At 69.3% G+C, this 7,236-nt stretch carries 9 protein-coding genes; 3 read left to right on the top strand and 6 right to left on the bottom strand.

The annotated features are described in order from the left end of the window. Positions 1 to 461 (bottom strand): LysR family transcriptional regulator (locus tag DSY14_RS25980; RefSeq protein WP_211719247.1); only part of this gene is annotated, 461 nt, incomplete at its 3' end. Between the two features lie 131 nt (positions 462 to 592). Between DSY14_RS25980 and DSY14_RS25975 the strand changes: the two genes are divergently transcribed. From DSY14_RS25975 to DSY14_RS25965, 3 genes are read left to right on the top strand one after another with little or no spacing between them, the layout of a single operon-like run. After that, entirely contained in the window at positions 593 to 1,243 is a 651-nt protein-coding gene (locus DSY14_RS25975; RefSeq protein ID WP_307851337.1) for a succinate dehydrogenase cytochrome b subunit, read from the top strand. Further along, complete coding sequence (locus DSY14_RS25970; RefSeq protein WP_211719245.1) at positions 1,244 to 3,190, top strand: fumarate reductase/succinate dehydrogenase flavoprotein subunit; 1,947 nt, start codon at positions 1,244 to 1,246, stop codon at positions 3,188 to 3,190. Then, positions 3,187 to 3,933 carry a succinate dehydrogenase/fumarate reductase iron-sulfur subunit gene (locus DSY14_RS25965; RefSeq protein ID WP_211719244.1) on the top strand — a complete coding sequence of 249 codons (747 nt, stop codon included), beginning with the start codon at positions 3,187 to 3,189 and terminating at the stop codon, positions 3,931 to 3,933. The genes DSY14_RS25970 and DSY14_RS25965 overlap by 4 nt, the downstream gene beginning before the upstream one ends. 123 nt (positions 3,934 to 4,056) lie before the next feature. On the opposite strand, the gene DSY14_RS25960 is transcribed toward DSY14_RS25965, so the two are convergent. The 5 genes from DSY14_RS25960 to DSY14_RS25940 all read right to left on the bottom strand — a co-directional run bounded on the left by DSY14_RS25960 (position 4,057) and on the right by DSY14_RS25940 (position 7,080). After that, on the bottom strand, positions 4,057 to 4,695 hold the full coding sequence (locus DSY14_RS25960) for a GNAT family N-acetyltransferase (protein ID WP_211719243.1): 639 nt from the start codon (positions 4,693 to 4,695) through the stop codon (positions 4,057 to 4,059). Positions 4,696 to 4,776: 81 nt separating this feature from the next. After that, complete coding sequence (locus DSY14_RS25955; protein WP_211719242.1) at positions 4,777 to 5,412, bottom strand: GNAT family N-acetyltransferase; 636 nt, start codon at positions 5,410 to 5,412, stop codon at positions 4,777 to 4,779. A gap of 52 nt (positions 5,413 to 5,464) precedes the next feature. Further along, positions 5,465 to 6,172 carry an RNA methyltransferase gene (locus DSY14_RS25950; RefSeq protein ID WP_211719241.1) on the bottom strand — a complete coding sequence of 236 codons (708 nt, stop codon included), beginning with the start codon at positions 6,170 to 6,172 and terminating at the stop codon, positions 5,465 to 5,467. A gap of 89 nt (positions 6,173 to 6,261) precedes the next feature. Beyond that, positions 6,262 to 6,654, bottom strand: a complete 393-nt coding sequence (locus tag DSY14_RS25945; RefSeq protein WP_211719240.1) for a hypothetical protein — start codon at positions 6,652 to 6,654, stop codon at positions 6,262 to 6,264. A gap of 48 nt (positions 6,655 to 6,702) precedes the next feature. Next, positions 6,703 to 7,080 carry a DUF3054 domain-containing protein gene (locus DSY14_RS25940; protein ID WP_211719239.1) on the bottom strand — a complete coding sequence of 126 codons (378 nt, stop codon included), beginning with the start codon at positions 7,078 to 7,080 and terminating at the stop codon, positions 6,703 to 6,705. Between the last annotated feature and the right edge of the window lie 156 nt (positions 7,081 to 7,236).

Below are 7,236 nucleotides of genomic sequence, written 5' to 3'. Positions count from 1 at the left end.
TCGCTGCTGTGCAGCGGCAGGATGATCAACGCCAGGTCCAGCTCACCGCGGCCCAGGTCGCGGATGAGGTCGCGGGAACCGCTCTCCTCGACGTGGAGCTCGATCCCGGGAAAGCGCGTGTGGAAGTCGGCGAGGACGTCGGCCAGCAGCCCCGCGCACAGCGACGGGGTGGCCCCCAGGCGGACCCGTCCGCGCCGCACCCCGGCCAGTTCGGCCACCTCGCGGCGGGCCGTCTCCAGGTCGGTGAGCATGCGCTGGGCCAGCGGGAGCAGCGCCTCACCCGCCGGTGTGAGTGTGATGTTTCCCCGGGCACGACTGAATAACGGGGCACCCAGCTCGCGCTCGAGGCTGCGGATCTGCTTGCTCAAACTCGGCTGCGCGACGCGCGAAAGCTCGGCTGCACGGGTGAAATGGCGCGTGCGGGCCACGGCGACGAAGTAGGCGAGCTGCTGAAACTGCATGCTCGATAGCCTACGTCTATCGACACCAGGATCCCGATGACTTGGACGCCGGGCTTAACTCGAATTTAGGGTGGCAGGCTGTGGCGAACAGTACCTTGACCAAGAAGCGGTCTACGGCCTACGGGTCCACGGTGGCGCTCAAGTCAGCAATGGCGGCGTCCGGTGCGATCCTCGTGCTGTATTTGATCGCGCACATGTACGGCAACCTGAAGGTCTTCTCGGGCCAGGCTGCCTTCGACGGCTATGCCCACGGCCTCCGCGAGCTGGGCTACCCGCTGCTGCCCGAGAGCGGCTTCCTGTGGGTCTTCCGCATCGTGCTCCTCGCGAGCATCCTGATCCACATCTACTCCGCAGCGGTGCTCACCATCCGCGCGCGCTCCGCGCGTGAGCAGCGCTACGTGGTGAAGAAGCGGGTGCAGCGCACCTACGCGTCCTACACCATGCGTTACGGCGGTGTGCTGATCGCGCTCTTCGTGATCTTCCACATCCTGCACCTGACGGTGAACGTCATCGCTCCCGGCGGCAAGTCCGACAGCCCCTACGAGCGGCTCGTGAACGGGTTCCAGCCCGAGTTCTGGTTCGTGACCCTGTTCTACGTGGCCGCCGTCATCGCCGTCGGCTTCCACCTGCGTCACGGCATCTGGAGCGGCATGGCGACCCTGGGCTTCAACAAGGCGAGCCGCCAGGGCAAGATCAACGCCGTCGCCGTGGCCATCGCGCTGGTCGTGACCGTCGGGTTCCTGCTTCCGCCCCTGGCGGTCACCTTTGGACTGGTGAGTTAATTGTCTGACATCGACCTTTACACCGAGGGCGCCCCGATCCGGGACGAGAAGGCCCCCGAGGGGCCGATCAACGAGCGCTGGGACAAGCGTCGTTTCTCGGCCAAGCTGGTCAACCCCGCGAACCGGCGCAAGCTCTCCGTCATCATCGTCGGCACCGGCCTGGCCGGTGCCTCCGCCGCGGCGACCCTGGGCGAGGCCGGCTACAACGTCTCCTCGTTCTGCTACCAGGACAGCCCCCGGCGCGCGCACTCCATCGCCGCGCAGGGTGGCATCAACGCCGCGAAGAACTACCGCAACGACGGCGACAGCATCCACCGACTGTTCTACGACACGGTCAAGGGCGGTGACTTCCGCTCCCGCGAGTCGAACGTCTACCGCCTCGCGCAGGCCAGCGTCGAGATCATCGACCAGTGCGTCGCCCAGGGCGTTCCCTTCGCCCGCGAGTACGGCGGTCTGCTCGACAACCGTTCCTTCGGTGGCGTGCAGGTCTCCCGTACCTTCTACGCCCGCGGCCAGACGGGTCAGCAGCTGCTGATCGGTGCCTACCAGGCGCAGGAGCGGCAGATCGCCGCCGGCTCCGTCAAGATGTACACCCGGCACGAGATGCTGGAACTGGTCATCGTGGACGGCAAGGCGCGCGGCATCATCGCCCGCGACATGGTCACCGGTGAGGTCGAGACGCACTTCGCCGACGCCGTGGTCCTGGCCACCGGTGGGTACGGCAACGTGTTCTTCCTGTCGACCAACGCGATGGGCTCGAACGTCACCGCCGCCTGGCGCGCGCACCGCAAGGGCGCCTACTTCGCCAACCCCTGCTACACGCAGATCCACCCGACCTGCATCCCGGTCAGTGGCGACTACCAGTCCAAGCTGACCCTGATGAGCGAGTCGCTGCGCAACGACGGTCGGATCTGGGTGCCCAAGAAGGGCGGCGACGACCGCGACCCGCGTCAGATCCCCGAGGACGAGCGCGACTACTACCTGGAGCGCATCTACCCGTCCTTCGGCAACCTGGTGCCGCGTGACATCGCCTCCCGTGCCGCCAAGAACGTCTGCGACGAGGGCCGCGGTGTCGGCCCCGGCGGTCTGGGCGTCTACCTGGACTTCGCCGCCGCCATCGACCGCATGGGTCGGGACGCCGTCGAGGCCAAGTACGGCAACCTGTTCGACATGTACCAGCGCATCACCGGCGAGAACCCGTACGAGGTTCCGATGCGCATCTACCCGGCCGTCCACTACACCATGGGCGGTCTGTGGGTCGACTACGACCTCCAGAGCACCATCCCGGGCCTGTTCGTGACCGGTGAGGCCAACTTCTCCGACCACGGCGCCAACCGCCTGGGCGCCAGCGCGCTGATGCAGGGTCTGGCGGACGGTTACTTCGTCCTGCCGAACACCATCAACGACTACCTGGCCGCCGGTCCGTTCGACGAGGTCGACGAGAGCCACCCCGAGGCCGTCGCGGCCAAGGAGCAGGTCACCTCCCGGATCGACAAGCTCCTCACCATCAACGGTTCCCGCACCGTCGACTCCTTCCACAAGGAGCTCGGCCACATCATGTGGGACTACTGCGGTATGGAGCGCAGCGAGGAGGGCCTGCGCAAGGCCATCGAGCTCATCCGCGAGCTGCGCGCCGAGTTCTGGCGCGACGTCAAGGTGCTCGGTGCCAACGAGGAGTTCAACCAGGCTCTGGAGAAGGCCCACCGCGTGGCCGACTTCCTGGAGCTCGGTGAGCTCATGTGCATCGACGCCCTGCACCGCCGCGAGTCCTGTGGCGGTCACTTCCGAGCGGAGAGCCAGACCGAGGACGGTGAGGCGCTGCGTCACGACGACGAGTTCGCCTACGTCGCGGCCTGGGAGTTCGGTGGCGCTGACAGCAAGCCCGTGCTCCACAAGGAAGACCTGGAGTACGAGTACGTCGAGATGAAGCAGCGGAGCTACAAGTGAACATCACCCTGCGCGTGTGGCGCCAGAAGGGCCGTGACGACGAAGGCCGGATGGTCACGTACAAGCTCACGGACGTCTCGCCGGACATGTCCTTCCTGGAGATGCTCGACGTTCTCAACGAGAAGCTCACGCTCGAGAACGAGGACCCGGTCGCCTTCGACCACGACTGCCGTGAGGGCATCTGTGGTGCCTGTGGCGTCGTGATCGACGGTGAGGCGCACGGCCCCGAGCGCACCACCACCTGCCAGCTGCACATGCGCAGCTTCAAGGACGGCGACACCATCACGGTCGAGCCGTGGCGGGCCAAGGCCTTCCCGGTCGTCAAGGACCTCGTCGTGGACCGTGGTGCGTTCGACCGCATCATCCAGTCCGGTGGTTTCATCAGCGCGCCCACCGGCACCGCCCCGGACGCCCACGCCAACCCGATCCCGAAGCCGGACGCCGACCGCGCGTTCGACGCGGCGACCTGCATCGGTTGTGGCGCGTGCGTGGCGGCCTGCCCGAACGCGTCCAGCATGCTGTTCACCGCCGCGAAGGTCACGCACCTCGGCATGCTCCCGCAGGGGCAGCCGGAGCGGGCCTCCCGTGTGGTGAAGATGATCAACCAGCAGGACGAAGAGGACTTCGGCGGCTGCACCAACATCGGTGAGTGCGCCGCGGTCTGCCCGAAGGGCATCCCGCTGGACACCATCTCCCAGCTCAACCGCGACCTGCTGGGCTCCCTCAGCAAGGGCATCGGCTAGTTCCGATCCCGGGTCCTCGTCAGGGGCCGTCTCCCTCGGGGAGGCGGCCCCTGCGCGTTCGGTCGATCGGATGTCGCAGGGGTCCGTGGTCCCTCTCCACGGTCGGGCGATGCCGACGGTGCCTCAGGACGTGGGACGGAGCAGCGCGTAGGTGGAGGGGAACTCGGGATCGTTGAGGGCGCGCAGCACGTGGAAGCCGTGCTTCTCGTAGTAGCCGATGTTGGCCGGGTTCATGGTCTCCAGGTACACGGGGACCCCGTCGGCGTCGGCCCGCTCCAGCCCCGCACGCAGCAGGGACGCACCCGCGCCGAGGCCGCGCGCCACCGGGTCGGCGCCCAGGGCCTCCAGGTGCAGGTGCGGCTCCTGCGGGGCGGACAGTCGCAGCTCCGCGAAGAAACGCAGCATCCCGGTCAGCCGTCGGACCCCCACCATGGACGCCCAGTGCGGCAGGGTGCGGAGCATGTTCGCGGCGCTCTGGCCTCCGGCGGTCGGAGGGTTCCACATCGCGGCTGCGCGCACCACCCGACGCCCGTCCTCCAGGACCTCGCAGACCTCGGCGTCACCACGGGGCACGTGGTCGAACCCGGCGGTCAGCGCGTTGAGCCGCACCGATCGGGCCATGCGGGTCGCGTCGTCGGGGAAGAACCACCGGAACAGCGGATCGTCGTGGAAGGCACGCCCCAGGACCCGCGCGATGGCGGGAACATCGTCCATGGTGGCGGTGCGCGTCGACGTCACGCCGGCGGCCGTCGTGGAGGTCATCGGTCCCGATCCTTCCCCAGGGGCGTCACGGCCATGTTAGGTCACGGTGACGTCACGGGCGGTGTGTTCCGCGCCGAACGGTCAGGAGGGCTGACGCAGCAGGAAGTAACCGGTTCCGACACCCTCGTGCGGGATCTCGTGGACGACCCGGAACCCGAAGTGCTCGTAGAAGGCGGCACTCGTCTCGTCGAGGGTCTGGGTGAACACCGGCAGTCCCTGCGCGTCCGCCTCGTCCAGTCCGGCGGTGAGCAAGCCACGACCCACCCCGTCACCCGCCGCGCTCGGGTCCACGCCGAGCGCGGCCAGGTACAGATGGGGCTCCTGCGGCGTCGCCATCTTCCACTCGGCGAAGATCCGGATGAAGGCGGACACCCGCCCACGTCCGAGCAGTGCGCCCCAGTGCGGCCAGGTGCGCGGTGACACCAGCGGGCCCTCGGGGTTGGCCGTGGGCGGCGCCCACAGGGCGACACCGCGTGCGACCGGGGCCGAGTCCTCGGTCTCGGCCAGCGTGGCGACACGGGTGTCACCGGCGGGCACGTAGCCGAACCCCGTGGCCAGCGCGAAGAAACGGCGCACCTTGGCCCTGCGCGAGGCGTCGTCGGGGAAGAGCCACAGGAAGAGCGGGTCGTCGTGCAGCGAGCGACTGAGGACACGGGCGAGGTCGGGGACGTCGTCCAGTGTGGCGGCGCGAGCGGCGGACGTGACGATCGGGCTCATCCTTGCTACTTCCTGGTCGGAGACGATCCGCTCATGTTAGATCACGGGCGAATCACGGTGTCGGTGTGGTCGCCGCATCGGGGACGGGCTGCGCGAACACGTGCGCCCGCACCCACGCGTGCATGGCGATCGCCGCGGCGGCCCCCGCGTTGATCGACCGGGTCGAACCGAACTGGGCGATGGACAGCACCGCCGAGCACACCCGCCGGACCTCCTCGGACAGCCCGGGGCCCTCCTGTCCGAACACCAGAACGGCGTTGCGCGGCAGGGGATGGGTCTCCAGCGGCACCGCGCCCGGCAGGTTGTCGACACCGACCAGCACCAGGTCGTGGTCGGCCGCCCAGGCCACCAGCGACGCGGTGTCCGGGTGATGGTGCACGTGCTGGTACCGGTCGGTGACCATGGCGCCCCGACGGTTCCACCGGCGCTTGCCCACGATGTGCACGGCCGCGCAGCCGAACGCGTTGGCGGTGCGCACGACCGACCCGATGTTGAAGTCGTGCGACCAGTTCTCCACGGCCACGTGGAAGTCGTGGCGGACCAGGTCCAGGTCGGCCACGATCGCCTCACGCCGCCAGTACCGGTACCGGTCGACCACGTTGCGCCGGTCGCCGCCGGCGAGCAGCTCGGGGTCGTAGTGGTCGCCCTCGGGCCAGGGGCCGGGCCAGGGCCCCACCCCGACCTCGCGCGCCTCGTCCTCACCGTCGGTCGTGACGGCGGAGGTGTCGGGCGCGGTCTCGGGGGTCGGTTGTGCGTTCATCGTCTCCAGCTTACGAACGGTCCGCGGTCGGATGACCCGAGGACCGTCCCCGCCCCGGTGATCGTCGGTGCCCACCGGGCCGGACGCGATCAGAGCCGGATGTCGCCGTGGAAGTCGCGCCCCTGGTAGACCCGGGCGTTCCCGCTCACGTTGCCGTGGATCCGGTTGCTGACCGCACCGTCGCCCTCCTGGGAGACCTCCGGGCGGAGCCGCGCCATGATGTCGCGGATCCGCGGGTCGTCCTCCTCGGCGCGGTGGAGCCGCTCCGCGACGGTCGCGATGGCCTTCTGCTGTTCCGGCCCCTCGAAACGGGCGGCGACCAGGGCGTTCTGCGCCTCGGGGTCCTGACCGAACCGTTGGGTCAGGGCCTCGGCGAGGCGTCGGATGAGGGCGACCGTGCCCTCGGTGACCTTGTCGCCGAGCTTGGTCGCCGCGCCGGTGGCCGCGGCGGTGGCGATGGCGAGGGTGACGGGATCGGACACGGGGGGCTCCTCGGAGAGGGGGCGGACGTACACCGCCAGTGTTCCCCCTCAGGCCCGGCTCTGTCGCCTCTTCCGGGACACGAGCAGTGCGACCGCCCGCCAGCCGAGCAGGGTCGCCGCCAGGAACAGCGCGGTCACCAGCACGAAGGACAACGGGGCGCCCTCGCCGGTGAGCAGGCGCAACGGCATCGCGCCCACCACCGTCACGGCCCACACGAACACGCCGGTCGGCCAGATCCGGACAGGGGAGCGCCACGCGAGCGTCGCCAGCCACCCCAGGACCAGCGCGACCACGAACGGCCATGCGGTCCCGGCCACGGCGGCGGGTGTCAGGCCGGTAGCGTGGTCGGCCTTGCCCACCACGACGAACACGAGCACGCAGACCAGGTCGGCCACCAAGGCCGCGATCGGGGTGTACGAACGCATAAGACCAGGCTATGCCCGCCGCCCGTCCCCCTCCCGGCGGGTCACCGTCCGAGAGTCGTGCGCGCACCGATGGTGAGCCCCGTGAACCCGAGCCGGGAGCGGAGCATCGGAGTTCCCCGGGGGACCCCGAACGCGCCCCCGTCGTCCGTCCTCGAC

This window comes from Nocardiopsis sp. MG754419 (assembly GCF_018207095.1).
Taxonomy (GTDB): Bacteria; Actinomycetota; Actinomycetes; order Streptosporangiales; family Streptosporangiaceae; genus Nocardiopsis.
Note: the sequence above shows the minus strand (reverse complement) of the source record. Positions and strands in the feature narration are given on the sequence as shown.

Coding starts and splice junctions, on each gene's coding strand:
- DSY14_RS25955 (WP_211719242.1), bottom strand. CDS start 5,412: ATGAGCCCGATCGTCACGTCCGCCGCTCGCGCCGCCACACTGGACGAC.
- DSY14_RS25950 (WP_211719241.1), bottom strand. CDS start 6,172: ATGAACGCACAACCGACCCCCGAGACCGCGCCCGACACCTCCGCCGTC.
- DSY14_RS25940 (WP_211719239.1), bottom strand. CDS start 7,080: ATGCGTTCGTACACCCCGATCGCGGCCTTGGTGGCCGACCTGGTCTGC.
- DSY14_RS25960 (WP_211719243.1), bottom strand. CDS start 4,695: ATGACCTCCACGACGGCCGCCGGCGTGACGTCGACGCGCACCGCCACC.